Raw genomic sequence first — 24,899 nt, 5'->3', positions numbered from 1 at the left:
CTTTATCACCTTTCATAAAATGAATCAAGGGAAATTCATAAAAATTTTTCAAACAATTCCGTCGAACTTCTTTCTTTTTTTATGTAAAATAGAGGCAGGAAAATGGAGGGGTGTCTATGAAAAAGTATTTTATATACAATGAACATCTAGGAATTGAAGTGCCGAACATACAAGAAAAATGGGAAGACATCTCTGAACACGCGCAGCATTCTATTTTATTAAAATGGGAGCAAGTTCGCGGAAAAATACCTGATCGTATCAAGGAACTTGAGCACCATATTAACGCAAAACAACACCACTTAAATAACGAAGAAGACTTCGAAATTTCTTGCAAGCTAAATTCAGAAATTGCCGATCTTGCTTCAATTATTAACGATCTTTGGCTTTGGTATCGTCTAACCCAAAACGTATCTGAGGGAAAAGCACACCAATGAAAAAAGCATGCCCCTCAATTAATTTGGGTCATGCTTTTTTGCCGTAACAAGCTTTGCAATATATTTCTTGCGCCGTTTTTGCCAAACATACATCAAATGGGCCGACTAACAAATTTCTTTCTTTCTTTCTTTCGGTAACTTCACAAAAGCAACAAGCGCTTCTTCATATTCAATTTTTTTCTGACATACAACACATGTTAATTCTTTTCTTCTAAACATATCCTTAAACATACGCTCCTCACCTTTCATCTATTTATACTAATACACTCTCATAATAATTAAATCTTGTAAAAAAATGACACATTACAAAATAAGCCATTCATATACTATGTACAAAAGGAGGCCTCAAACTTATGCGAGCTTTCATTATTATCGCTTTAACTTTTTTAAGTGTTATTAGTTGGGATGCATTTTTTAAAGATAAAAGTGACGAGAACAATACAATTGAATAAAAACTCTTCTTTTCTTACTTATTGGACAAACTTCTAAAAACTGTCCAGTTCTACGAAATAACTTAGGCTTTTCTACAAAAATATTTAAACATAACAATTTTTGTAGATTCCCTCCGGTTATTGTCGGTTTCCATCCGCATACATTTTTTGAAAGTATGATATAATAATATAAATCTTGAAGGAAGGGATTTTGATATCATGATCGCTCGAAGGAGCATGTGGCATCGTATTGACGAATCATACACGTAGCGTATTTTTCAGCTCAGATACTTTAGTCTAGCGAAAAAAATACGAGAGTGGGGAAATTATGATTGCCCGAAGGATAATTTGGCAAAAAAAAGACTCTTCTTACACATAGCGTTTTGTTTAGGACTTAATTGTTACTAGCTAAACAAAACAAAGAAGAGCAGGATTGCTAAATGAAGAATCCTACTCCACGTTTTGTTTAGTCGCTTTAAGACTTAAACTAAAACGAAGGTAGGGAGAATTGATGGACGAGAGGATTATTCGTTATTTCTTCAGCGACATATAGCGTAGTTAGTTTTTTCGTAAACTAACTGAAAGCTACATGTGAGCTCGTAGTTAGTTTACAACACCAAAAGGACTACTAACTACGGAAAGAAGGAATAACGATGAGGAACATCCAAAGTCGACAAATTATTAAAGAAGTTTTTATGGTTTTAATCGGTTCATTTATTTTAGCAGCAGCGCTATATCACATTCACTTCCAAAACCACTTAACAGAAGGTGGCTTTGTAGGTATTGCACTATTTATCCAAAATTTTTATGATATTTCACCATCTATTTCAACTGTAGTAATGGATATCCCTATTATTTTACTATGCGCTTCATTTTTAGGTAGAAAAATGGTTGGCTATTCATTCTTAGGTTCACTTTCATTCGGAGTATTTTATTCCCTTATGGAAAATTATTCTCCTTTTACGGTAGATTTATCAAATAATTTATTTGTAGCTGCAGTAGTTGGCGGTGCGTTAGCTGGTATTGGACTCGGTTTTATATTGCGATTTGGCGGTGCAACCGGTGGAGACGATATTTTAACAATTATATTAAGTAAACGAACTCGGTTTACAATTGGGCAAATTTTCTTCGTCTTTGACGCGATTGTTCTTGCGCTTTCATTATATTATTTAAATTGGACAGAAATTGCTTTTACTATTCTTTCGATTGCCGTACAGGCAAAAACATTGGATTTAATTTACTATCCAAAAACAGAAAAGAAAGCAGCAAAGCAACCCGTTTCTATTCCAATGTCCAAAAAACATGCGACAAACTAAAAAGCGAAAGGCTTCGGCCTCTCGCTTTTTTTCATGCTCTCTTTTCTTTTTCTAATATGTAGCGTACTTGATAAAACTTATTTGCAAATTCAGTAACATTCCTCGTTAAGCGATAGTTCACTGTAGATCCAATTGCCATTCCAAGTACAGGAATACCTTGGAATAATTTGCGACGAAGAGCATAAATCGAAAATGTCTTCAAAATTTGTTTTAACACAACCTCAGTAGAAGCTGGCTTTAACACCTCTTCGTCTCCTTCATAAAAGAATGAATCTTCTTGCTCAAGTTCTCTCAGTAAATTGTACCATGCATATTGCTGAAGTCTCGCCGGCAATAATGCTGCGTGGAATACCTTTAACGCAAGCATCATTTCATACGGCTTGTTCACATCATGACCAAATGATGTTGCAATAAGTTGTACAGCCTTCACATTTAATGCAATCATAACCGGAAAATCAGCCGTTAATAATAATAGACCGCCAGCACCCGTTGCTCCGCCTTGTACGAATGAATATAGACGATGACGTGCTGTTTGCTGCTCTGCTATGTATGTTAATTGATCAATAGATAACGCCTTCAAATCTTCAAGTTGCTCAATTGATTCATCAAATAATCTCGACGTTCCTAAAATACGATTACGTGCATCTAACTGTGATTGTGAACTTTGAATAAGTGCATGCAAATGAAAGAGCCATCCATCTGCTTTCATAAAAAAGTCTTTTCGTTTTTTCTCAGGTAGTTTTGCAACTGTAGTATGCAACCACTTATCAAACATCTTTTGAAAATCGGTCGCTTCCTGCTCTACTAATTGCCCTTCCCACTCTTTTATATTTTCTAAAATGGCTTGTTCTCGCTTCGATCGCATCGCAACAACCACCTCGTTCGATTTTTTTCTATTGTAACATATTTCCGCTTGTTCTTTGCAAATATGCTTGTATATCTCCTATCACATACCATTTATTCAAAACATAAAATATCGGTGAGAAGAAAGAGGTGAATTACGTGCAGTTATCTAGCATTAAAAAAAATTATAATGCAGTATTCAGCTTAGGACAAAACTGCTGGCCTGCTTGGGCTTTATATCAGTTAGAGTTATCACAATTTTTCGGTGTGGTTAATTTTATGCTAAGCCCATCATTAGAAAAGGTGAACGTATTATTACAAAATCGTTTTCACCGTTTTTTAAATTTCGAAAACTTATCCTTTATCTCATATTGGGATGCTGATACTAAATTAAGATTAAGGGACAACCTTTATGAAATCGACTCCTGCCATGATTTTAAAACCGATGTAAATACACCAACTTCCTGGCCTTCTTATACAGATATTAAGTTAAACTATGAGCACCGAATTAATCGTTTTCTAACTACAATTGAAACAGAACAATCTATATTGTTTATTCGCACTGGAGGAACATATGAAGAGGCACATACACTTCAACTTATTTTATCTCAACTAGTAAAGTATAACTTCTCTGTCCTTTTACTTATCCCTGCCGATGTACCTACTATTATTGAGGAGGACTGGGGGCTACAAAATATTTGCGTTATGAACTGCCCAATTATGGACGTATACCAATATAACGAGAAGTTTTGGAAGGAGGAGCTCTTAGAAGGGGTTACAATTGGTTCGGATGCTTAAATACACGATGATTTTTATCTAGCACTACATTATAATCGTCCTTATACAAAACAAATAAGGAGCGATTATACATATGTACCCACGCGCAAAAGCTTTTGGCATTTCTATACATCACGATCGACTTCTCGTACAAGAATATAATATGGAAGACGAAATCTTTTATCGGCCTCTTGGCGGTTCAATTGAACTTGGTGAGAAATCAACAGATACCGTTATTCGAGAATTTAAAGAAGAACTTCATACAGAAATAGAAGTTACCGGTTATTTAGGATGCTTAGAAAACATTTTTTATTCGGATGAGGAAATTAGTCATGAGATCATTCAACTATATTCTTTGCTCCTATTAGACACATCACTATATGAAATGGAAATACTGAATATAAAAGATGAACAAACAGCGTCATACGCAAAATGGATTCCCCTCACTGCATTCATTCAAAAGGAAAAAATACTATATCCAGATCGAATTTTAAAATATATATAAAAGAAAAAAGACGAAATCCTTTAGGATCTCGTCTTTTTCATGCATATATTAACCAATATCTCCAAGACGTAATACGTCACGAGCAATCATAACTTCTTCGTCAGTTGGAATTACGATAATTTTTACTGGAGAGTGTGGGAAGCTGATAAATGCTTCTTCGCCATGAACGTTGTTACGTTTTGGATCGAAGTATACGCCCATAAACTCAAGGCCTTCTAATACACGCTCACGAATTAGAGCACTGTTTTCTCCAATACCAGCTGTAAAGATGATTGCGTCTACACCTTTCATACGAGCTGCATAAGAACCAATATATTTATGAATACGTCCTACGAATACATCTAGCGCTACTTCTGCACGGTGGTTTCCTTCTTCTTCCGCTTGTTCGATGTCACGTAAGTCACTAGAGAATCCAGAAAGACCTAGCATACCACTTTTCTTGTTTAATACGTTCAGAACTTCTTCTACAGTTTGACCTGTTTTTTCCATGATGTATGGAATTAACGCAGGGTCAATGTTACCAGAACGTGTACCCATTGTTACACCAGCAAGTGGAGTGAAGCCCATAGAAGTATCGATAGACTTACCGCCTTCTACTGCTGCGATACTTGCACCGTTACCTAAGTGACAAGAAAGTAGGCTTAAGCTTTCAATTGGACGACCTAATAATTCAGCCGCACGCTCAGTTACATATTTATGAGAAGTTCCGTGGAAACCGTATTTACGGATGCCAAATTTCTCATAGTACTCATATGGTAAGCTGTATAGGAATGCAGATTCCGGCATTGTTTGGTGGAATGCTGTATCGAATACTGCTACTGCTGGTACGTTTGGTAGTACTTCTTGGAATGCTTTAATACCAACAAGGTTTGCTGGGTTGTGAAGTGGTGCTAAATCGCTTAATTCTTCGATATCAGCTAATACTTCACCATCAATTAAAACAGAATCAGCAAATTTTTCGCCGCCGTGTACAACACGATGACCGATACCGCCAATCTCATCAAGAGATTTTACGATTCCGTTTTCAGTTAATTTCTTAAGAAGCATGTTAACTGCTACTGCGTGATCTGGGATGTTTGTAATTTCTTTTTGTTTTTCGCCATTTACAGTAATAGTGAAGATACTATCTTCTAAACCGATACGTTCTACTAAACCTTTTGTTAATACTGTTTCACTTGGCATTTCAAATAATTGGAACTTTAAGGAAGAGCTTCCTGCGTTAATCGCGATGATTTTTGACATCTAGTCTTTCGCCCCTTTTTCTCTTGGTAGTTGTGTGGATCATTCCACAAACCGCTCGATTTTATCTAATTAAATTCACTCATTATGAAAACGTTTCATCATTAGTAAATTTTATACTCACGATTTTAATTTAAACATCGTCCGACATATATTTCAAGTGAAAAAATTGTAACACCAAGAAAAAAAATATATTACAGATTTCAAAAAAATTCAGTTAAATCGTGTATATATTAAAAAATATTACATATCATATACAACTGTACTACATTAATTACTAACCCTGTTACATATACCTTGCATTACTTATGTGTTGCAAACCACGTATTTAGTTGATCCATAATGTTCTCCATAGCCTTCATGTTGGAGAATTTAGGTAATTCCACTAGTAGTGCCTGTTTCGGCATTATTACATCTTGGCCTTTCTTTTGGAGAACAAATATACTTTTTGCATTTTTCTCGTTTTTAAACATGGAAACAGGTAGCTGTAACAATCCTTGAATAAAGCATGTTTCTTTAATGAATGCATGTAGCTTTGGCGCTTGATCACTTTCAAAAATGAAGTTTGGTACTAAGAAGAATAAATACCCGCCTTCTTTCGTATGTTTCACACTTTGTTCAATAAATAAGTGATGCGCATATGACATTCCTTCATCTGCTTTTAATGTATATTCACTTGCACCGATTTCATTTGGATAGTAACCAATTGGCAAATCTGAAACAACTGCATCTACTGGATCGATATAAAGTGGTGCTAGTCCATCTTGATGGAAGAATTCGATTGCATGCTTTTGTAAATTCGCATTTACTAAAGCAAGTTTAATTAGCACTTCATCCACTTCTACACCAAATCCACTCATTGCTAGTTCTTCTTTGGCGCTATTAAACACTGTAGTCATTAAGTTACCCGTTCCAATTGCAGGGTCTAAAACAGTAATTTCTTTTTGCCCTTGCATAAATTTATGGAATAAGTAGCTCATGAACATCCCAACTGCATCTGGCGTCATTTCATGATTCGCTTGTACGCCTTCTTTCATTCCTTTTAAAATGGCTAGCTGAAATGCTTTACGAATTTCTTCCCCTTTATATGTTTCTTCATTAAACGTACTATATTCACGATTCAACCTTTCAATTGTTGATTCGGATAATTCTTCTTGTAAAATCGCTCCCTCAAACAAGTTATCACCTGTTTCTACAAGCGCCTCTAAATATGTTACATCTAATTCTTTACGTAAAACTACCGTAGAAGAATCAAAAATAGAAAATAATGTTTCTACTGCCTGACTCACGTACATTCCTCCTTCTCTCTTTTACACATAACTTATATCATACCATAATCTAAATTTTTCCCAAAAGAAAAAGCGACCTCTTGCAAAGAGCTCCCCTTCAAGTTGTTTATGATGTAACGTCTTTTCTCATATATTGGTTCAGTTAACAATAAATGAGAAAAGACGACCTCTTCTAAAGTGAAACTTTAATGAGAGGTCGTCTTCTTTTACATTACTTCGCCAATTTTGCTGCTTCTAATGCTGCTTCATAGTTTGGATGGCTTGTACCTTCGCTTACGTATTCTACGTAAACTACTTTGTCATTGCTATCTACTACGAATACTGCACGAGCAAGTAAACGAAGTTCTTTCATTACTAAGCCATAAGCTTCACCGAATGAAAGGTCACGGTGATCAGAAAGTGTCGCAACATTTTCTAAACCATTAGCTGCACACCAGCGTTTTTGAGCGAATGGTAAGTCAGCGCTAATTGTTAATACTTTCGTATTTTCAATACCTGCTGCATCTTCGTTAAAACGACGAGTTTGTGCATCACATACACCTGTGTCGATTGAAGGTACAACACTAATTAATTTCACTTCACCTTTGTATGTTTCTAAACTTACTGGAGATAAGTCATTTGCTAATACTTGGAAGTTAGGCGCTTGATCGCCAACTTTAACTTCTGTTCCAACTAAAGTCATTGGGTTACCTTTAAAAGTTACATTTGCCACTTAAAAATCCTCCCTTATTTAAACAAAATATGTACAATGTAAATGATAGTTTGTCCCTATCGATAATGCAAATAAAATCGCTTTATTTACAAAAAAATAAAGAAGCTAATCCATTGATTAGCTTCTTTACTCGTTAAATTTGAAATTCCGGATCATCTTCTTTTCGTTTATCCATCATTTCTTTCACTTTATCAACAGCTTGTGGCGCTAATTCAATTATTTTGTCAATGACATGTGTTTGTTTATCTAAATGTAAAACTTTCACACCTTCTCCATTTATAACGAGAAAGGCAACCGGGGTAATGGAAACTCCACCACCACTACCTCCTCCAAATGGATGACGACCAGAATGTTCTACTTTTCCAAATTCACTTCCACCAGCAGCAAATCCAAAACTTACTTTCGAAACGGTAAGAATTACACTTCCATCTGCTGCTTTAATCGGGTCACCAACAATTGTATTTACATCAGTCATTTGTTTTAAATGCTGCATTGCTGTTGTCATTAAACCTTGAATTGGATGGTCCATTCTATATCCCCCCTATGCTTGAACAGATTTATCTTCCATACCAGACTTTTGTTTTCTCATAAACATGAGTAGTTTTACCGCTGTTTTCACAGTACGAAATATATGAAAGGAAGCGGTTAGTTCACATCTTGATGCAAATCCCTTCCCTTGAAAAACAGGTGTAATTTCAAATTCTGGTACGTCGACAATATGCATATATTGTCCTACAACTCCAGCAGCCATTCCTTTTGTCCCCCATGCATATCCAGTGACAATTCCAGTACTAGCCGCATCGCCTGCTCCAATTTGTGAATGCCATTTCCAACTATTGATTTTCACTCGTTTGAGAAAATCTTTAACAATAGTATGAACTTCTTGAAGCTTTTTTATCAGTTCTCCAATGCTATCAAGTTGTGCCATAATTTTATTATCTATTCCGCCGTCTTCCTCAGCTTTTTCGACTTTCTGACCTGTCTTTTTCTGCTGTTTTTCAATTCTTTCCAATACATCAAACGTATATCGAATCATCCATATTTTCACTTGAAATAAACATTGCTTTTCCATTTCTGAATATAAAAACGTCACCTTAAGCGATATTTTCGATAATAGTATTAGCAAAATAAAAAGTAGAAGAATTATCATTCCAATTACGAGCCATTTCATTCGTACCATCCTTTCACTCCATACCCATTATCGACAAGTTTATTCATCATTAAACAACCTCTGATAAAATTGAATATAAAAATTTTTCTAAAAATAAAAAAGGGTTTTGACATTTCATATCGAAATATACTATTTGAGCATATCATTCAGAATACACTTTGATGGTATGCAGCACTAAAACTAGAAAATTTAACTGCAGTGGAGGGATACATAATGGCAGATCGTCGCAATTTATTTTTCTTTTATGGTGATGACAAAGTAACGCTCGTTGAAAAAATGAAACCAATATATCGTATTTTAGAGGAGAATGGATTTACCATATTAGATCATCCAAAAAATGCAAACGCTATCGTCAGCGTTGGAGATGATGGAACTTTCTTACAAGCCGTTCGTAAAACTGGTTTTAGAGAAGATTGCTTATACGCAGGCATTTCTACGAAAGATGAAATTTCTTTCTACTGCGATTTCCATATCGACCACATTGATACAGCCCTTCAAGAAATTACAAAAAACGAAATTGAAGTGCGAAAATATCCAACAATTAAAGTAGATGTAGATCACGGTACATCTTTCCATTGTTTAAATGAATTCTCATTACGCTCTAGCATCATTAAAACATTTGTCGTAGATGTACACGTCGACAATTTACATTTTGAAACATTTAGAGGTGATGGGTTAGTTATCTCCACACCTACAGGAAGTACCGCTTACAATAAATCATTACATGGTGCAGTTGTCGATCCACTTATCCCATGTTTCCAAGTAAGCGAACTAGCATCTTTAAATAACAACACATACCGTACACTCGGATCACCGTTCCTTTTAAATCACGAACGTACGTTAACTTTAACACTTAAACCAGATGGAAATGATTATCCTGTTATCGGAATGGATAACGAAGCACTTAGCATTAAGCAAGTGGAAAAAGCCGTTGTTCGTTTAAGTGATAAACAAATTAAAACTGTTAAATTAAAAAACAATTCCTTCTGGGAAAAAGTACAGAGAACGTTTTTATAGTAATAAAATAACCCTCGAATTATGGGATTTCCATAATTCGAGGGTTATTTATTTATCAAATGCCACTTCACGCTGTTTCACAAAATATTTTGGAACAAGGCAACAGTATATGAAATTATATTAACGATTTTTCAAATATATCTATCACAACTCAAAATATATCAACGATTTTACCCAAAATATCGATTTACCAACAAAAAGTGGCTAAATCATCAACCTATCTAAAAAGAGGAAGCATCACCAAAATGTATTTTCGGAGCCGCTTCCTCAAACTTTTAGACGTCTTTTCTATAAACAATCTCCCCATCAATGACGGTCATTTCTGCCTGTACTTCTTTTATTTCTTCCGCCTCAATTTCAAAAACATTACGATCTAATATCGTAAAGTCTGCTTCATATCCTTTTGTAATTTGTCCTCGATTTGCTTCTTTTCCAATTGCATACGCACTTCCTTTTGTAAATAAAGAAACTGCCTCATATACCGTTAATCTTTCTTCTCGCATATAGCATACGCCGTCAATAAAACTTCTACGTGTAACAGCACTATATATGCCTAAAAACGGATTCACTTGTTCAATTGGAGCATCAGATCCTCCGTTACAATGTAATCCTGCATCGAGTAATGTCTTCCAGGCGTATGCATAGCGAAGGCGATGTTTCCCTAGTTTTTCAATAACTGACGGAAAATCCGATGAAACAAAGACGGGCTGAATATCAATAATTGCTTGCAAACTCTTCATTCTTTCAATTAATTCTTCACGGGCAAGCTGGCAATGAATAATGCGGTCACGTAATCCTTCTGCTGGTGGATATAATTCAAGCGCATCAATGACATATTCTAGCGATAAGTCACCGATTGTATGAATGGCAACTGACATATGTAAATCACGTGCTTTCTTCACTAATCCTGCAAGCTCTTCACGTGAGAAAATCGCAACTCCATTCGTTTCCTGCGCATCTTCATACGGCTCACTTAATAAAGCTGTTCTTCCGCCGAAAGAACCGTCAGAAAAAATCTTCATCGCTCCAAATTCAATATAGTGCTCATTTTCATATTCTTTTCGCTCATTCGCTACTTCATGATGAACGAGCAAATGTGCTTTAAATGGCATTTCTTTTATAACGTGTGAAAACGCATTGTACGTTTTTTGAAAGCCGCCATAATAATTTAAATCTTCCGTGTGCCCGCCAACGAGTCCGTATTGCCAGCAATCTTTAATCGCTGTTTGCAGAGCTCTTTGTAAATACGCTTCATCAATGGCAGGCTGAACATGTTTAATCAATTCTTGCCCTTGTTCATATAAGAGTCCTGTTAAGTGATTAGAGGCATCACGACCAATTTTTCCGCCTTTTGGATCTTTCGTCTCTTCCGTTATGTTCGCTTCTTGCAATATGTATGAATTCACCCATGTCACATGACGACAAACGCGCTTTAATAAAATCGGATGTTCTTTAGAGATTTCATCTAAATCCCGTACATGAACTTGTTTTGTATCTGTAAAATTATTTTCATTCCATCCTTCTCCGATAATCCACGTCCCTTGTGGAGCTTCTTCTACTCGCTTCTTAACAAGGGTAAGCACTTCGCTATAAGATGTACAATTTGATAAATCTAGACGAAGCAACCTCTCTCCATACCCAATAAGATGCATATGGCTATCAACGAGACCTGAAATCATTGTTTTTCCTTCTAAGTCATGCAACTTCTCCACAAAATATCGATTTTCTAACTCTTCCTTATTCCCGATATCCACAATTATGCCATTTTCAACGTAAACAGCTTCCACTTTTTCGTTTTCTTCTCGCATTGTATAAATGGTTCCACCATGCCAAATTTCTCCCATATACTCATCCCCTTTTTCCTTTAGTCTACGAAATTAGAACGTATAAAAAAAGCACCATTTCGATTAAAAATGGTGCTTTTCTAAAAATTAATTTTGTTCAGTAGGATTCGTTGTAATTTGCCATTCAATATTAAATTTATCTTTTACTTGTCCGTATGCTGGGCTCCAGAACGTTTCTTGAAGTGGCATGATAACTTCTCCACCTTCTTGTAACTTATCAAATACCTCTTTTGCTTTTTCTGCATTACTAATTCGAATTGCAATCGTTACTTGAGATCCAATCGCATGCCCTTTACCTGGGAATGTATCAGAAATCATAAGTTCTGTATTACCAATTTTTAAATGAGCATGTGCAACGCGCTCTTTCGCTTCAGCTGGAATAGGGTATTCTGGATTTTCAGGCATATCACCAAAAGTTTGCATTACTTCTACTTTCGCATCTAACGCCTCTTTATAAAGCTGTACAGCTTCTTGCCCACTACCATCTAAAACTAAGTACGGATTAATACCTAAAATCATACGGACACCTCTTTTTTTAGTTTATGAAATCGAACTTGTGTTCGTTTTTATAATATCATACGTTTTACATTTCATTCAACTATTTACTTCACTATTTTCAAAATTATTTTGAAGGAAGCTCCATCTCTTGTTTTCTAAGTTCAATACGGCGAATTTTTCCGGAAATCGTTTTTGGTAGTTCATCTACAAATTCAATTTTGCGAGGGTATTTATATGGTGCAGTCAATTCTTTGACGTGTTGTTGGAGCACTGGAATTAATGTTTCTTCGTTCTTGTCTATATTCTCTCTTAATACGATAAATGCCTTCACGACACTTCCGCGAATTTCATCAGGGCTTGCGACAACCGCACATTCTCTTACATATGGATGTTTTACAAGTGCATCTTCTACTTCAAACGGTCCGATTGTATAACCAGAGCTAATAATAATATCATCTCCGCGACCTTCAAACCAGAAATAGCCGTCTTCATCTTTTTTCGCTTTATCACCGGTAATATAATAATCACCGCGGAATTGCATAGCTGTGCGCTCATCGTCTTTATAATATTGTTTAAAGAGTGCTGGTGTTTCAATGTGAACCGCAATATCACCAACCTCTCCTACCTGTACTGGAACTCCTTCCTCATTTACGATATCAACATGGTTTCCTGGCGTCGGTTTTCCCATTGATCCTGGTCTAATGTCCATCCCTTTCATTATACCAACAAGTAACGTGTTTTCCGTTTGCCCATAGCCATCTCTTACTGTAATATCAAAATGCCTTTGGAACGTTCCAATGACTTCCCTGTTTAACGGCTCACCTGCTGATACAGCGCTATGTAACGCTTCTAAATTGTACTCACTTAAGTTGTCTACCTTTGCCATTAATCTATACTCAGTCGGCGTACAACAAAGCACATTCACCTTATTATCATCTAATAAATTTAAATATGTTTTTGGTTCAAACTTACCGTGATATACAAATCCTGTTGCGCCTGAACCGAGAGTCGCTAAAAACGGGCTCCAAATCCACTTTTGCCAACCTGGACTAGCCGTTGCCCATACAACATCATTTTCTTCAATTCCGAGCCAGTTTGGAGCGCTTGTACGTAAATGAGCGTATGCCCATGCATGCGTATGAACAACTCCTTTTGGATTTCCTGTCGTCCCTGACGTATAAGATAAAAAGACCATATCTTCTTTATCTGTCTTCGCCATTTCTAACATATCACTTTCCGTTTCTAATGCTGTTTTTAAATTCGTCCATCCATCTACTGATCGCTCGCTCAGGACGAATTTTTGAAGCGATTCCATCGCCTCTACCTCGTCAAATTGTCCAATATACGGTTCGTAGCTTACGATCGCCTTTACTTCTCCGTGCCCAATACGATACTCAATATCTTTTTTACGCAACATTTCTGAGCTTGGAATAACGACAAATCCTGCTTTAATCGCAGCAATATACGTCATGTAAGCTTCAATTAAGCGCGGCATCATAATAAGAAGCTTGTCCCCTTTTTGTAAGCCACTTTTTATAAAAGCGTTTCCAATTCTATTCGCACCTTGCATTAATTCAAAATATGTAACCTCTCGTCTATTTCCTTTATCATCTTGCCAAATTAAAGCAAGCTTCTCTTTATCCTTCGTATATTTCTCTATTTCCGAAACTAAATTATAAGACGGTGGCGCCAACAATTCCTCTCTCTTCATATAATATCCTCCTTTATTTCTATGCCTCTCTTATATAATAAAGAATTTTCAGTAAATTTTGAACCCTCTTCTTTTGACAAATTTTTTACGCCCATGTCGAAATGAATTTATAACGACGCAAACAACAAAAAGAAAGAGCGGGAGAACCCGCTCTTTCTAAGCCATCGTATATGGGATTATTTTTGGTAACCGCCTAATTGTTGCTCAGCTAGTGAAACTAGACGTTTAGTAATTTCGCCACCAACAGATCCGTTAGCGCGAGATGTTGCATCAGCTCCAAGTTGAACACCAAACTCTTGAGCGATTTCGTATTTCATTTGATCTAATGCTGCTTGAGCACCAGATACTGCTAATTTATTTGTGCTTGCCATGTTGTATCACCTCCTTGTGAGTATAGAGTGTGATAAACAACATGACTTCATGCACATCTGAATGTGGTAATTTATGGGTTTAGAAAAGTTCTTCGAATTTTTCTTCTTCAGCCACTACTTCTACTGTTTGTAATACCATTGTTTCTTTGTTCGCTACAGCCTCTTCAATTAACGGCGCGAAATCGTACTTCGCTTCAAAACGATTTGCTTTCTCACGCTTCGGTTTCGTCGATGGACTTGCTGGTGTAAATACTGTACAGCAGTCTTCATATGGACGAATTGAAATATCATACGTTCCAATTTCTTTTGCAATTTTAATAATTTCTAATTTATCCATCGTAATAAGCGGACGAATAACAGGATAGTTTGTCACTTCGTTAATCGTATGCATACTATCTAACGTTTGGCTCGCTACTTGTCCAAGACTTTCACCAGTCGTAATTGCAAGTGCATTACGCTCCTCTGCAATACGCTCTGTAATACGCATCATCATACGACGCATAACTGTCATAGAATAGCTAGATGGAATTTCTTTATTAATCGTTTTTTGCACTTCAGTAAATGGAACAAGGTGAAGTGTTACACGTTTACAGTATTTCGTTAACTCTTGTGCTAAATCGATTACTTTTTGTTTCGCGCGCTCGCTTGTGAAAGGTGGACTATGGAAGTGAACTGCTTCCACAGATACGCCGCGTTTCATCGTTAAGTAAGTTGCTACCGGGCTATCGATACCTCCAGAAAGAAGTACCATTACTTTTCCGCCAACGCCAACTGGTAAACCGCCAGCTCCCATGTACTCACCACACATAATATAGCTGTAACCACTGCGAATTTCTATACGTACATTCACATCTGGATTATGAACATCTACTGTGATATCCTCTGTATTTTCTAAAATGTGCCCACCGATTTCTGGAAGTAACTCCATCGTCTTCATTGGGAAGCGCTTATCAGAACGGTGCACTGTAATTTTAAATGTTTTTACATCACCTTTTACTTGTAAGAAAGCTGCTAATGCACCTTTTTTAATATCTTCTAATTCTGATGGTACTTTCATTGCTAAGTTAAACTTATGAATACCAAATACATCTTTCAATCTTTCAGAAATTGCTTCATGGTCTTCACCATTTAACTGAATGTACATACGATCATGTGTTGCATCAATTTTAATGTTTGGGAACTTTTTTAATTTGAATTTCACATTATCTTTTAACGTACTTACAAACTTAGAACGGTTCTTTCCTTTTGTCGTCATCTCTCCATAACGAACTAAAATATATTCATATGTCATCATATTTCTTTACCTCATCACTTCATATAATTTTGGCATTGTCTCTTTAACAATACCTTCAAATTGTTTTACTTCTTCCATCGTGTTGTCCGGTGCTAGACTAATGCGAATCGCACTTGTAACTGCGGCGTGCGGTACTCCCATTGACACTAGTACTCGGCTCACTTCATTTGCTTTTGAAGAACAAGCAGACTTCGTCGATACATATACACCATGCTCTTCTAAAGCATGAACGACTACTTCTGGTTTTAAACCGACAAATGATACATTTAAAATGTGCGGTGCCGCATATTCAAGTGACGTATTAATTGTTACAGCTTCCATCTCTTTAAAGAAACGGACCAGCTCTGTTTGTAAATTTTGCAAATGAACTACCTTTTCTTTCACTTGTTCCATCGTCATACGAAGTGCTTTCACCATCGCTACAATACCAGGTAAATTTTCTGTACCTGAACGATACTTGAGCTCTTGTTGACCACCTGATAAGATTGGATCTAATCTTACACCATCACGTACGTAAAGAAGACCTGTCCCCTTTACGCTATGAAATTTATGTCCAGATATTGAACAAAGGTCAATATGAGAAGCGTATAAATCAAGTGGTACTTTTCCTATCCCTTGTACATGGTCCACGTGGAATCTTACTTTCGGATGGTTCGATAATAATGTTCCAATTTCAGCAACGGGCTGAATCGCTCCAGTCTCGTTGTTCACATGAATAATTGACACAAGAATCGTATCTTCACGAAGCGCTCGTTTTACATCTTCTACCGATACAACACCATGCTCATTAACCGGTAAATATGTTACATCAAAACCGAGATCTTCTAATTGTTTATATGCCTCAAACACAGACGCGTGTTCAATATTTGTTGTAATGATATGTTTGCCGCGCGAACGATTCCTCATCGCTATCCCTTTAATCGCAAGGTTATTCCCTTCCGTTCCACCTGATGTGAAAATAATTTCAGAAGGTTTAACGTGAAGAAGCTGTGCTGCAATCGTTCTCGATTGTGTTAATAGACGCTCTGCCTCTCCTCCAAGCGAATGAATAGAAGAAGGATTACCAAAATATTTCCCAGCAACCGTTACGTACGATTGAAGAGCTTCTGGATATGGCTTCGTCGTCGCACTATTATCAAAATAGATCATCGTTCTTCCCCTTTCAGCGCTATCACATCATATAATCATATCACAAATACGTGTAATTACGCTAAGACTACTCAAAGGTTCCGTTTTTGTATAAAAGTGTACATTTCCCCCCGCCATTTGCAGGCATACTGAGTGGTGAAGATTAATAATCAGTGGTGGATGAAACCCCATCACTTATGGTTTCACTTTATTTTGAAACGAACAACCTTACTGTATTCCGCTATTCATTATAGCAACATCGACTTCAAAATTACACAAAAAAACAAACCCTTTATTAAAGGGTTTGCTCATTGTCTACATATTCAGCTATTTTTTGAACAACACCAGGTTCAAGTTGCTCTAATATAGAAGCCGCTTGTTCTAAAGCTGCATCGTATTGATATTCACGGAATAATTTCTCCGCATAATTTAAGCTTTCTGCAAGATTCTCATCATGACTGCGGTATCGGTTACCGTATTGAATTAGTTTTTCAACTAAATACGCTTGTCCAATTAATTCTTCCGTCATTTCAGATACACCATTCACAACTGTGTAGGCTTCTTCTAAACTGCTATTTACAGTATTCATATTTAACGGCTTTACTTCTAATTGCTCATATACAGCTTGCATCGCCATTTGCCCTTTTTGTAAATCTTCCATGATACTCTCTGGAAGACCTGGTAAGTTCGACTTTTGCATAAAACGTTTCGTCTCAAAAATTGTATTTCGCATTTCTTGTAACTTCTCGCGTGCTTCAAATTCTTCTTTGCGCATCGTTTGCAGCATTTCTTTATATTCTGCATGAAGTACTTTTAAAGTTTCACATTGCTCATAAACCTCTTCTAGTTCCTCACGAATAATAGAGAATGCAATATCTTGTTCAGCAACGCGTATTTGCAACACTTCAAAACGTTTCATTAAAATATGCATTTGCTTTTCAATTACTTTTTGTGACTCAATGTCTTTGTCTTGTAATTGATAACTTTGTTTCACAAGTTGTGTTTCTATTTTCGTTTCAATTGTTTCTGTACGAATTTCTTCTAAATCTTCATAAACAGACAGTGTTTTTTGCTCCACATAATGTTTCGCATGCACTTCTTGTTCAAGTTGATCATAAAAACTGTCTAAACGAGTTTTTAAGTTCTCTACTTTTTCTGCTGCTTCCGTTATATGAAGCTCCTGTATATCCATTAAACATGTTTGTAGTTGTGTCGTCATATCGCGGACTTCTTTAGGAATTTCCAAATACTCTAATACATAGCCTTGTCTTATCATATCATCATGGCCTTGTAATAAATCTTCCAGCTGAACTGGTAATGTCGCTTGACACTCTACCAATAAATCTGGAATTTGATGAATAACGATTTCTAAACTTGCTAAACCTTCTTCTAAACTAATAACAATTTCTCTCGCTTTTAAATAATCACCATTATCTGTTGCCTCTTCAAAAGTTTTGAACTTCTCGGATTCAACATCTAACATCTCTTCAATTTTTTGCTCAGCTGCTCCATACATGTGTCGATGAGCAAGAACGCTCTTTTTCATACTACGATATGTATCACGTAACCCTTCAATTTCCGAGCTATTTTTCTCATGGCTTTCTAACAGTTGCTGTAATTCATTTAAAATATTAGTAATACGATTATCAGCGTCATCTAAACCACTTATGGATTCTTTCATCGCATGCTTTGCTTTGCGGAAGGAGAATTGCGAGGCGAATTTTCGCGCTTGCCCTAAATCTTTTTCAGCTTTCGGAAGAGTTGTTGATACAATTTCATCCCACTCTTCACGCCATTTACCAAACAGTTCTTCTGTTTGACCTGTCATATTTAAATCTTTTACCCGCTTTAGTTCATCTGCCACAGGTTTATCTTTTATCTCTTGTTTCCACTGCTCCAGTGCTTCAATATCTTTATATGAACGATTTCTTATCACAAGCTCTATCATGAGCAGCACTAGAATAGAGCTTACTACAATGATAACGATCGTCAGGATAGAATCCATGCAAAAAAGCCTCCTAGTTATATCTCTTTTTTTGTCCGTTCCGTTTATGAAATGGAAGGCATTATGTATAAAAAGGGAATCCCCTATATTTAACAACTAACAATGTTCTAATCATACCATGTAATGACGTGTTTTTGACCTAGTTTTTTTTAAAATTTCATGTTTCTTTAAATGTAAATGTAATCTTTCTTAAAATTCCGCTTATTCTATTCTCCGCCCTCAAATGAATGCAATAAAGAGCTCTCTTTCATATGAGAGACGAAATAAATCTTTCGCATTAGTGGTGGTTCTACAGAAATCGCACGCACGTTACCTTGCATTACGGCTTGCTGTACAGCTGTTTCTGGAAGCAACGTTATACCAAGTCCAGCTCCTACCATCGCAATCATCGGTTCTGCATAAGATGTTTCAACTGCAATTATTGGCTTCGCGCCCATACATTGAAACACATTCATAATCATTTTCCTTACATCGCATATTTCTGGGTATACAATTAGCTTTTCATTTTGCAACTCTTCCATTTTGATTACCCTTTTCGCTCTATACGGATGATCATTCGAAACAGCACAAACGATTTTTTCTTCCCGTATTTCTTTTATATACGTAGCGCCTTCTACTACTGAATCGATGAACATCGCTTCAATTTTTCGCTCTTTAAATAACTCCATCAATACTTTCGTATGCTCAATTTGCCATTCTATTTCATATGTATCCTCTAATAAGTCTTTACACTTTGATATGTAATGAGCCGCTAAACTCGGTAATATCCCTATTGAAATTTTCCGTTTCTCTTGATATTCCTTCATTTCCGTTTTCACTACATTTATTTGCTCCAAAATCGGTAACATTCTTTTTATAAATAACTCTCCAGCTTTTGTTAATTCTACCCCTTGAGCGGAACGTTTTAATAAAGTAACCTCTAAGTCAGCTTCTAATCTTTGAATTTGTTTACTAAGCGCTGGTTGTGAAATATGTAAAAGCTTACTTGCTTTTGATAAACTTCGCGTATGCTTTACTTCAATAAACGATCGTACTGCCTCCAAATCCATCCTACACACCTCTAACAAAAAGTTATAACTGCCATAAAAAATCGATATTTCCTTCTACAAAGAATTACTCTTTATACTTATTTTATCAACTTACTATAACGAAATAGAAAGGGGAATGATACTCTTGGCAAAAAAACAAATGCTACTCGGATCCATTCTATGCTTACTTGCTGTAACGGCTTGGGGATTTATGTTTCCTGTAATGGCAAATGCCTTGCAATTTATCGATCCGTTCTTCTTCACAACTATCCGATACGGATCAGCAGCTATGATTTTCCTTATTCTGCTCTTAATTATCGAAGGGAAAAATTCTCTCCGCTTAGAAAAAAGAACACTTTCTTTATTCTTTTACGGAACAGTCGGTTTCGCTGGGTATGGATTTCTCATTTTCTATGGACAACAACTTGCTGGGCCTTCCGGAGCGATTCATGCGGCTATGATTCAGTCTCTTATGCCACTTATCGCTCTGTTATTACAATGGATAACAAAAAATCGCCGTCCACAATACTACACATTTCTCTGTATGTTCGTTGCATTACTCGGTGTTATGCTTGTCATTTCAAAAGGAAATATTGACTTATTATTTGGAGCTGCAAGTCACGTATCAACGAATATATTTATGTTATGCGGCGTTACTTGCTGGGTAATTTACACGAATGGCGGTGCTAATTTCAAGTCTTGGTCACCACTTAGATACACAACATTAACTTGTTTATTCGGTTCTATTTCACTCGTTATAATCGTTACTGCATTAACAATCACAAATATAATTTCTGTACCGTCACTGCATACAGTTATGAGCGTTCGTTTTGAACTCTTTTATATGTCGATCGTTGCGGGGGTTATCGCTGTATTTTGCTGGAACACGGGAAATCGATATATTTCATCTATTAACGGCATATTATTTATGAATTTAGTTCCTGTACTTGCACTTATCGGTTCTATGTTTCAAGGTTATACTGTCGATAATATAGAAATTGCCGGCGCCTCATTAACAATTATTGCGCTAGTATGCAACAATTTATGGCAAAGAAAACAAGATATAAAAATCCCCACCTCAGTTCGTTAGGTGGGGATTTTTCACATATGAACAGCTCTTGGCAGTTCATAATACATACTCGCTTTATATAATGTTCGTTCCATCCATTGCTCAATTTCCTTCGTATACATTTCTAAGAAAAACGTCTCAGACGGAAATGAGTGTAGCACCTCTGATATATATTGTGGATATAAAAATGGCATATTCATCATGCCTTTTAATTGCGTCATAAACATTGTAAAAGATACCTTTTTAAATTCTTGCTTCATTTGTCCTTGTTTAATGATTTGCTCTATATAATATCTTTCTCTAGAAAAATAAACGGTCATCACTTCACGAATTAATGTCGTATCAAGCGAAAGCTCTCTATAAAAAAAACGTGTCAGTTCTCTATTATCAAATTGATATCGTAAAATCCGGCGCACCATTTGCACCATCACATCTTTAGCCGATAAATATTCTCTCTGTTCAAATGACGTTTCAATTACGTGAATATATCCTTCTAAAAAATCAGTAATAAGCTGTTCTAATAAACCTTGCTTTCCAGCAAAATAATATGAAATATTCGCTACATTCACATCCGCTCGCTTTGCAATGTCTCGCACTGATGTCCCGTCATAACCTTTCGTATTAAACAACGATATTGCCGCATCAATTACCTTTTGTTTCGTCTGCTTCATGCGCTCACTTCCTCTCAATGAACAGCTATAGTTTAAATTTCTTGACTTTTAAGACAAATTCCTTTAATTTTCTATCGACAAAGTCATGTGAAATACATCGTATTTTGCTATCATTTTACATATCTCGATAAAAAGGGAGTTGTTTCCATGTTTACAAAAGAAAGTTATGCAGGATCTCGTGAAGAGCAATATGAGACACTAATTAAACAACTGGATGCATTATTAACTGGCGAACCGAACGTAGTCGCAAACTTATCAAATGCGTCCGCACTATTAAATCAATTTTTAGATCGCGTTAATTGGGTTGGCTTTTATGTAACAGAAGGAAATCAGCTTGTTCTTGGACCATTCCAAGGAATGCCAGCTTGCGTGCGCATTCCGTTCGGACGCGGTGTTTGCGGCGTTGCAGCTGAAACAAAAACAACGCAACTTGTAGCGGACGTGCACCAATTCCCAGGACATATCGCTTGCGATAGTGCCTCTAATTCTGAAATCGTTGTACCTATTATGAAAGAAGGAAATATCATTGGTGTACTCGATATTGATAGCCCTGAAAAAAATCGTTTCGATGAAGTAGATCAGCACTATTTAGAAAAGTTTGTGGAAACACTCCTAAAACATATTTAAAAAAAGAAAAGAGTGAGCTATCGATTAAGTACGTAACGTACGAAACCGATAGCTCACTCTTTTTTATTGATTACTAACAGTTGATATCCTCTTTAGTGCCTGTTCTAAATCAGAAACGATATCTTCCCATGATTCTAAACCGACAGATAGGCGTATTAAATTATCGAAAATACCCATTTCTTTTCTTAGTTCAGCTGGAATAGCTGCATGCGTCATCGTCGCTGGATGCTGAATTAACGTTTCTGTATCACCTAAACTTACAGCAATTGTAATAAAATGGAGGTCATTGATAAACGACTGTGTTTCCTCTTTTCCACCTTTAATTGAAAAAGAAATAACGCCCCCGCCTCGTTTCATTTGCCGGGATGCTAATTCCCCTTCTGGATACCAAACACCTTCTACCGCTTCATGATTTTTCAAAAACGATACAATTTTTTCCGCATTATCACAATGACGATCCATTCTTACTGCTAATGTTTTTAATCCGCGTAACAATAACCACGCGTCAAACGGCGCCATAATACCGCCTATATCTTTTCGCATCGGACGGATTTTGTCAGCTAACGCTTTCGTTTTACAAATTGTTACACCCGCTACAACATCCCCGTGACCACCAATATATTTTGTCGCACTGTGAACGACGGCGTCACAACCGAGCTCAAGAGGTCTTTGTAAATAAGGTGAACAAAACGTATTATCGACAATAACAAGCAAGTCATTTCGCTTCGCTACCCCGATCACCTTTTCTAAATCAATTAATTTCATCGTTGGATTAATCGGTGTTTCAACGAAAATGAGCTTTGTATTTGGACGAATTTTATTTTCAATATCAGTCTCTGTCTCCATATCACAAAACGAGTGAGTAATCATAAATTTTTCTTCTAATATTTCTAAAAAACCGTAAGTACATCCATATAATCCATTTGAACAAATAATATGATCTCCAGCCTTTAGAAAACCGATTAACGTTGCTGAAATGGCTGCCATACCTGAACCGAATGCCAGCGCTTCCTCTCCACCTTCTAAAACAGCCATACGTTCTTCAAATAATTTCACAGTTGGATTCCCAAGCCTTGAATAAATATAAGATGGATCTTCTCCCGCAAAACTCGCTTCTCCTTGCTGTGCTGTCTCAAACGTAAATGTAGAAGTTTGAAATAAAGGTGGTGTTAAACTCCCTTTATTTTCATTTGATTCATATCCGTGATGAATTAATGCTGTCTCCATATGTTTCTTTTTCATAAAAACATCCCCCTTATGTCTTTATTGCCACATATCCACCAGAAAAAATCTGATGAACGTTTTTACCACATTTTATGTAAGCGTTTCACTTCTGTTTCTATTTCTTCTTTTATATTATTTTAAATTCCTTCTTGCTAATTTCCAAAATTTATCTGCATAAAACAAAAAGGGAGTCGCTTGACGAAATCACAGCTAAAAGATATAATAGCGTTTGTGTAAAATAAAAAGGCAGCCTTGTAATGTGAGTTTATCGTTTGTATTTTGTTCCTCTGCGGAGGTGTATCTCGTAACTCCCTGCTGCTGGAGCGAAGGTACATGAAAACAAAATACCCGTAAATATCGATTACGTCTGTTTTTATTTTACGAAAATAAAAACATTTTTAAAGGAGGAGTCAACTATGGCTCGTTATACAGGTCCAGCATGGAAACTGTCTCGTCGTCTTGGAATCTCTCTAAGCGGCACAGGAAAAGAATTAGAAAAACGCCCTTACGCACCAGGTCCTCACGGTCCTAACCAACGTAAGAAACTTTCAGAATACGGTTTACAATTACAAGAGAAACAAAAACTTCGTCACATGTACGGCATGACTGAGCGTCAATTCCGTCGCACATTTGACCAAGCAGGTAAAATGCCTGGTAAGCACGGCGAAAACTTCATGATCCTTCTTGAAGCTCGTCTTGACAACCTAGTTTACCGCATGGGCTTAGCTCGCACTCGTCGTGCAGCTCGCCAATTAGTAAACCACGGTCACATCACGGTTGATGGAGCTCGCGTAGATATCCCATCTTACCGCGTTAAACCTGGTCAAACTATCAGCGTTCGCGAAAAATCTAACAGCCTTGTTGTTGTTAAAGAAGCGATCGAAGTTAACAACTTCGTACCAGAATACTTAACTTTCGATGCTGATAAGTTAGAAGCTACTTACACTCGTCACGCTGAGCGTCCTGAGTTAGCAGCTGAAATCAACGAAGCATTAATCGTAGAGTTCTACTCTCGTTAATCTCGGTACTCTGCAAAGAGTTGTATTAAAAGCCTTAGGAACCTTGTTTATCAAGGGGCCTGGGCTTTTTTTATTTATATAACTGTCGTATGTATAGTAAGATACTTCAAGGAAGTTTTTTCATGAGTTATGGATAATCGTCCTTGCTTCTCTTTTATTCATTTCAACGATTGGATTCTCTTTAATACTAGCTCCGTTTATTGTGCAGAATTTTATAATCCACCTTCATTACATGCTGTTATACTTATTCCCTTAAACATATAATCATTTCGTTTTCAGACTACTCCTTTTTTCATTACTTCCAAATCATATCTCAATAGAAAAAGCTACCAAAGAAACTAAAACGTTCCCTCTGGTAGCCCTTATTTATATATTAAAGTTATTTATTTTCCTCTTTTTGAACATATACATAAGCATCTTTCTGCTCTTTATGTACATCAACCTTAGTATTCTCTGCAAGCTGACCCGCATTTAGCAAAGAAAAAATAATGAGCGCTTCTAGTGACATTTTGTTTTATCACTCCTTTCTATTTGTTATACGTTTATCATACCGCTTACATGTGATTTCCGTATGAACTCGAAAAGGAGATTAAAACAAAAAAGTTGCAGGACTACTAACTGCATTCTATCCCAAAAATAATTTATTAAAGCAAATTATTACGTTATAATAACCAGA

The 24,899-nt window shown here is 36.4% G+C and carries 25 protein-coding genes and 1 pseudogene; 8 read left to right on the top strand and 18 right to left on the bottom strand.

Going from position 1 to position 24,899, the window contains the following annotated elements; all coding sequences use genetic code 11:
• Window positions 1-116 precede the first annotated feature (116 nt).
• Window positions 117-434, top strand: a complete 318-nt coding sequence (locus MR071_RS11885; protein WP_105586829.1) for a radical SAM protein — start codon at window positions 117-119, stop codon at window positions 432-434.
• A 28-nt stretch (window positions 435-462) separates the two neighbouring features.
• Here MR071_RS11885 and MR071_RS11880 read toward each other — a convergent pair.
• Window positions 463-665 (bottom strand): annotated as a pseudogene (locus tag MR071_RS11880) (hypothetical protein).
• An 853-nt stretch (window positions 666-1,518) separates the two neighbouring features.
• Between MR071_RS11880 and MR071_RS11875 the strand changes: the two are divergent.
• Window positions 1,519-2,181 carry a YitT family protein gene (locus tag MR071_RS11875; protein WP_002112250.1) on the top strand — a complete coding sequence of 221 codons (663 nt, stop codon included), beginning with the start codon at window positions 1,519-1,521 and terminating at the stop codon, window positions 2,179-2,181.
• 31 nt (window positions 2,182-2,212) lie between these two features.
• Here MR071_RS11875 and MR071_RS11870 read toward each other — a convergent pair whose 3' ends face one another.
• Window positions 2,213-3,046: an EcsC family protein gene (locus MR071_RS11870; protein WP_105586831.1), complete on the bottom strand. Its 834-nt coding sequence runs from the start codon at window positions 3,044-3,046 to the stop codon at window positions 2,213-2,215.
• Window positions 3,047-3,183: 137 nt separating this feature from the next.
• Here MR071_RS11870 and MR071_RS11865 point away from each other — a divergent pair, with 137 nt between their 5' ends.
• Window positions 3,184-3,822 carry a DUF1796 family putative cysteine peptidase gene (locus MR071_RS11865; RefSeq protein ID WP_105586832.1) on the top strand — a complete coding sequence of 213 codons (639 nt, stop codon included), beginning with the start codon at window positions 3,184-3,186 and terminating at the stop codon, window positions 3,820-3,822.
• Window positions 3,823-3,895: 73 nt separating this feature from the next.
• Complete coding sequence (locus MR071_RS11860; RefSeq protein ID WP_242236172.1) at window positions 3,896-4,306, top strand: NUDIX hydrolase; 411 nt, start codon at window positions 3,896-3,898, stop codon at window positions 4,304-4,306.
• A gap of 48 nt (window positions 4,307-4,354) precedes the next feature.
• Here the strand turns inward: MR071_RS11860 and ackA are convergent, their stop codons facing one another.
• The 5 genes from ackA to MR071_RS11835 form a co-directional block, all read right to left on the bottom strand.
• The gene (gene ackA, locus MR071_RS11855; protein ID WP_105586834.1) at window positions 4,355-5,548 is read right to left on the bottom strand and encodes an acetate kinase; all 1,194 of its coding nucleotides are present in this window, start codon (window positions 5,546-5,548) and stop codon (window positions 4,355-4,357) included.
• A gap of 299 nt (window positions 5,549-5,847) precedes the next feature.
• A complete protein-coding gene (locus MR071_RS11850; protein WP_142395883.1) occupies window positions 5,848-6,834 on the bottom strand; it encodes a class I SAM-dependent methyltransferase in 987 nt (328 codons plus the stop codon).
• Between the two features lie 211 nt (window positions 6,835-7,045).
• Window positions 7,046-7,546 carry a thiol peroxidase gene (gene tpx / locus MR071_RS11845; protein WP_105586836.1) on the bottom strand — a complete coding sequence of 167 codons (501 nt, stop codon included), beginning with the start codon at window positions 7,544-7,546 and terminating at the stop codon, window positions 7,046-7,048.
• Window positions 7,547-7,679: 133 nt separating this feature from the next.
• Window positions 7,680-8,075 carry a GerW family sporulation protein gene (gene ytfJ, locus MR071_RS11840; protein ID WP_242236169.1) on the bottom strand — a complete coding sequence of 132 codons (396 nt, stop codon included), beginning with the start codon at window positions 8,073-8,075 and terminating at the stop codon, window positions 7,680-7,682.
• A 12-nt stretch (window positions 8,076-8,087) separates the two neighbouring features.
• Window positions 8,088-8,726 carry a DUF2953 domain-containing protein gene (locus MR071_RS11835; RefSeq protein WP_105586837.1) on the bottom strand — a complete coding sequence of 213 codons (639 nt, stop codon included), beginning with the start codon at window positions 8,724-8,726 and terminating at the stop codon, window positions 8,088-8,090.
• A 204-nt stretch (window positions 8,727-8,930) separates the two neighbouring features.
• Here MR071_RS11835 and MR071_RS11830 point away from each other — a divergent pair, with 204 nt between their 5' ends.
• Window positions 8,931-9,734 (top strand): NAD kinase, encoded by an 804-nt coding sequence (locus tag MR071_RS11830; protein ID WP_105586838.1) that lies wholly within the window; start codon window positions 8,931-8,933, stop codon window positions 9,732-9,734.
• A 275-nt stretch (window positions 9,735-10,009) separates the two neighbouring features.
• On the opposite strand, the gene MR071_RS11825 is transcribed toward MR071_RS11830, so the two are convergent.
• From MR071_RS11825 to MR071_RS11790, 8 genes are all read right to left on the bottom strand, one after another.
• Complete coding sequence (locus MR071_RS11825) at window positions 10,010-11,578, bottom strand: amidohydrolase (RefSeq protein WP_242236167.1); 1,569 nt, start codon at window positions 11,576-11,578, stop codon at window positions 10,010-10,012.
• An 87-nt stretch (window positions 11,579-11,665) separates the two neighbouring features.
• On the bottom strand, window positions 11,666-12,097 hold the full coding sequence (locus tag MR071_RS11820; protein WP_105586840.1) for a VOC family protein: 432 nt from the start codon (window positions 12,095-12,097) through the stop codon (window positions 11,666-11,668).
• A gap of 103 nt (window positions 12,098-12,200) precedes the next feature.
• A complete protein-coding gene (gene mbcS / locus MR071_RS11815) occupies window positions 12,201-13,787 on the bottom strand; it encodes an acyl-CoA synthetase MbcS (RefSeq protein WP_242236165.1) in 1,587 nt (528 codons plus the stop codon).
• A gap of 176 nt (window positions 13,788-13,963) precedes the next feature.
• Window positions 13,964-14,158 (bottom strand): alpha/beta-type small acid-soluble spore protein, encoded by a 195-nt coding sequence (locus MR071_RS11810; protein ID WP_000168891.1) that lies wholly within the window; start codon window positions 14,156-14,158, stop codon window positions 13,964-13,966.
• A 79-nt stretch (window positions 14,159-14,237) separates the two neighbouring features.
• On the bottom strand, window positions 14,238-15,452 hold the full coding sequence (gene thiI / locus MR071_RS11805) for a tRNA uracil 4-sulfurtransferase ThiI (protein WP_105586842.1): 1,215 nt from the start codon (window positions 15,450-15,452) through the stop codon (window positions 14,238-14,240).
• Between the two features lie 6 nt (window positions 15,453-15,458).
• Window positions 15,459-16,601, bottom strand: a complete 1,143-nt coding sequence (locus MR071_RS11800; protein WP_105586843.1) for a cysteine desulfurase family protein — start codon at window positions 16,599-16,601, stop codon at window positions 15,459-15,461.
• Window positions 16,602-16,875: 274 nt separating this feature from the next.
• Window positions 16,876-18,585, bottom strand: a complete 1,710-nt coding sequence (ezrA, locus tag MR071_RS11795; protein WP_105586844.1) for a septation ring formation regulator EzrA — start codon at window positions 18,583-18,585, stop codon at window positions 16,876-16,878.
• A gap of 206 nt (window positions 18,586-18,791) precedes the next feature.
• Window positions 18,792-19,634 (bottom strand): LysR family transcriptional regulator, encoded by an 843-nt coding sequence (locus MR071_RS11790; RefSeq protein WP_105586845.1) that lies wholly within the window; start codon window positions 19,632-19,634, stop codon window positions 18,792-18,794.
• A 124-nt stretch (window positions 19,635-19,758) separates the two neighbouring features.
• On the opposite strand from MR071_RS11790, the gene MR071_RS11785 reads away from it, so the two are divergent.
• On the top strand, window positions 19,759-20,703 hold the full coding sequence (locus MR071_RS11785; protein ID WP_105586846.1) for a DMT family transporter: 945 nt from the start codon (window positions 19,759-19,761) through the stop codon (window positions 20,701-20,703).
• A gap of 11 nt (window positions 20,704-20,714) precedes the next feature.
• Here MR071_RS11785 and refZ read toward each other — a convergent pair whose 3' ends face one another.
• The gene (refZ, locus tag MR071_RS11780) at window positions 20,715-21,353 is read right to left on the bottom strand and encodes a forespore capture DNA-binding protein RefZ (protein WP_105586847.1); all 639 of its coding nucleotides are present in this window, start codon (window positions 21,351-21,353) and stop codon (window positions 20,715-20,717) included.
• Between the two features lie 147 nt (window positions 21,354-21,500).
• Between refZ and MR071_RS11775 the strand changes: the two genes are divergently transcribed.
• Window positions 21,501-21,980: a GAF domain-containing protein gene (locus MR071_RS11775; protein WP_105586848.1), complete on the top strand. Its 480-nt coding sequence runs from the start codon at window positions 21,501-21,503 to the stop codon at window positions 21,978-21,980.
• Between the two features lie 63 nt (window positions 21,981-22,043).
• Here MR071_RS11775 and megL read toward each other — a convergent pair whose 3' ends face one another.
• Entirely contained in the window at window positions 22,044-23,222 is a 1,179-nt protein-coding gene (megL, locus tag MR071_RS11770; protein WP_105586849.1) for a methionine gamma-lyase, read from the bottom strand.
• A gap of 398 nt (window positions 23,223-23,620) precedes the next feature.
• On the opposite strand from megL, the gene rpsD reads away from it, so the two are divergent.
• A complete protein-coding gene (gene rpsD / locus MR071_RS11765) occupies window positions 23,621-24,223 on the top strand; it encodes a 30S ribosomal protein S4 (RefSeq protein WP_105586850.1) in 603 nt (200 codons plus the stop codon).
• A 379-nt stretch (window positions 24,224-24,602) separates the two neighbouring features.
• Here the strand turns inward: rpsD and MR071_RS11760 are convergent, their stop codons facing one another.
• Window positions 24,603-24,731 carry a hypothetical protein gene (locus MR071_RS11760; RefSeq protein ID WP_044737572.1) on the bottom strand — a complete coding sequence of 43 codons (129 nt, stop codon included), beginning with the start codon at window positions 24,729-24,731 and terminating at the stop codon, window positions 24,603-24,605.
• Window positions 24,732-24,899 lie beyond the last annotated feature (168 nt).

The sequence above is a fragment of the Bacillus cereus group sp. BfR-BA-01316 genome (genome assembly GCF_022664195.1).
In the GTDB taxonomy this organism is placed as follows: domain Bacteria; phylum Bacillota; class Bacilli; order Bacillales; family Bacillaceae_G; genus Bacillus_A.
This window is presented reverse-complemented; position numbering and strand designations above follow the sequence as displayed.

Bases quoted from the DNA above. Each gene is read 5' to 3' on its own strand.
- MR071_RS11885 (WP_105586829.1), top strand. From the start codon at position 117: ATGAAAAAGTATTTTATATACAATGAACATCTAGGAATTGAAGTGCCG.
- MR071_RS11875 (WP_002112250.1), top strand. From the start codon at position 1,519: ATGAGGAACATCCAAAGTCGACAAATTATTAAAGAAGTTTTTATGGTT.
- MR071_RS11870 (WP_105586831.1), bottom strand. From the start codon at position 3,046: ATGCGATCGAAGCGAGAACAAGCCATTTTAGAAAATATAAAAGAGTGG.
- MR071_RS11860 (WP_242236172.1), top strand. From the start codon at position 3,896: ATGTACCCACGCGCAAAAGCTTTTGGCATTTCTATACATCACGATCGA.
- ackA (WP_105586834.1), bottom strand. From the start codon at position 5,548: ATGTCAAAAATCATCGCGATTAACGCAGGAAGCTCTTCCTTAAAGTTC.
- ytfJ (WP_242236169.1), bottom strand. From the start codon at position 8,075: ATGGACCATCCAATTCAAGGTTTAATGACAACAGCAATGCAGCATTTA.
- MR071_RS11835 (WP_105586837.1), bottom strand. From the start codon at position 8,726: ATGGTACGAATGAAATGGCTCGTAATTGGAATGATAATTCTTCTACTT.
- MR071_RS11830 (WP_105586838.1), top strand. From the start codon at position 8,931: ATGGCAGATCGTCGCAATTTATTTTTCTTTTATGGTGATGACAAAGTA.
- MR071_RS11825 (WP_242236167.1), bottom strand. From the start codon at position 11,578: ATGGGAGAAATTTGGCATGGTGGAACCATTTATACAATGCGAGAAGAA.
- MR071_RS11820 (WP_105586840.1), bottom strand. From the start codon at position 12,097: ATGATTTTAGGTATTAATCCGTACTTAGTTTTAGATGGTAGTGGGCAA.
- mbcS (WP_242236165.1), bottom strand. From the start codon at position 13,787: ATGAAGAGAGAGGAATTGTTGGCGCCACCGTCTTATAATTTAGTTTCG.
- MR071_RS11810 (WP_000168891.1), bottom strand. From the start codon at position 14,158: ATGGCAAGCACAAATAAATTAGCAGTATCTGGTGCTCAAGCAGCATTA.
- thiI (WP_105586842.1), bottom strand. From the start codon at position 15,452: ATGATGACATATGAATATATTTTAGTTCGTTATGGAGAGATGACGACA.
- MR071_RS11800 (WP_105586843.1), bottom strand. From the start codon at position 16,601: ATGATCTATTTTGATAATAGTGCGACGACGAAGCCATATCCAGAAGCT.
- ezrA (WP_105586844.1), bottom strand. From the start codon at position 18,585: ATGGATTCTATCCTGACGATCGTTATCATTGTAGTAAGCTCTATTCTA.
- MR071_RS11790 (WP_105586845.1), bottom strand. From the start codon at position 19,634: ATGGATTTGGAGGCAGTACGATCGTTTATTGAAGTAAAGCATACGCGA.
- refZ (WP_105586847.1), bottom strand. From the start codon at position 21,353: ATGAAGCAGACGAAACAAAAGGTAATTGATGCGGCAATATCGTTGTTT.
- MR071_RS11775 (WP_105586848.1), top strand. From the start codon at position 21,501: ATGTTTACAAAAGAAAGTTATGCAGGATCTCGTGAAGAGCAATATGAG.
- megL (WP_105586849.1), bottom strand. From the start codon at position 23,222: ATGAAAAAGAAACATATGGAGACAGCATTAATTCATCACGGATATGAA.
- rpsD (WP_105586850.1), top strand. From the start codon at position 23,621: ATGGCTCGTTATACAGGTCCAGCATGGAAACTGTCTCGTCGTCTTGGA.
- MR071_RS11760 (WP_044737572.1), bottom strand. From the start codon at position 24,731: ATGTCACTAGAAGCGCTCATTATTTTTTCTTTGCTAAATGCGGGTCAG.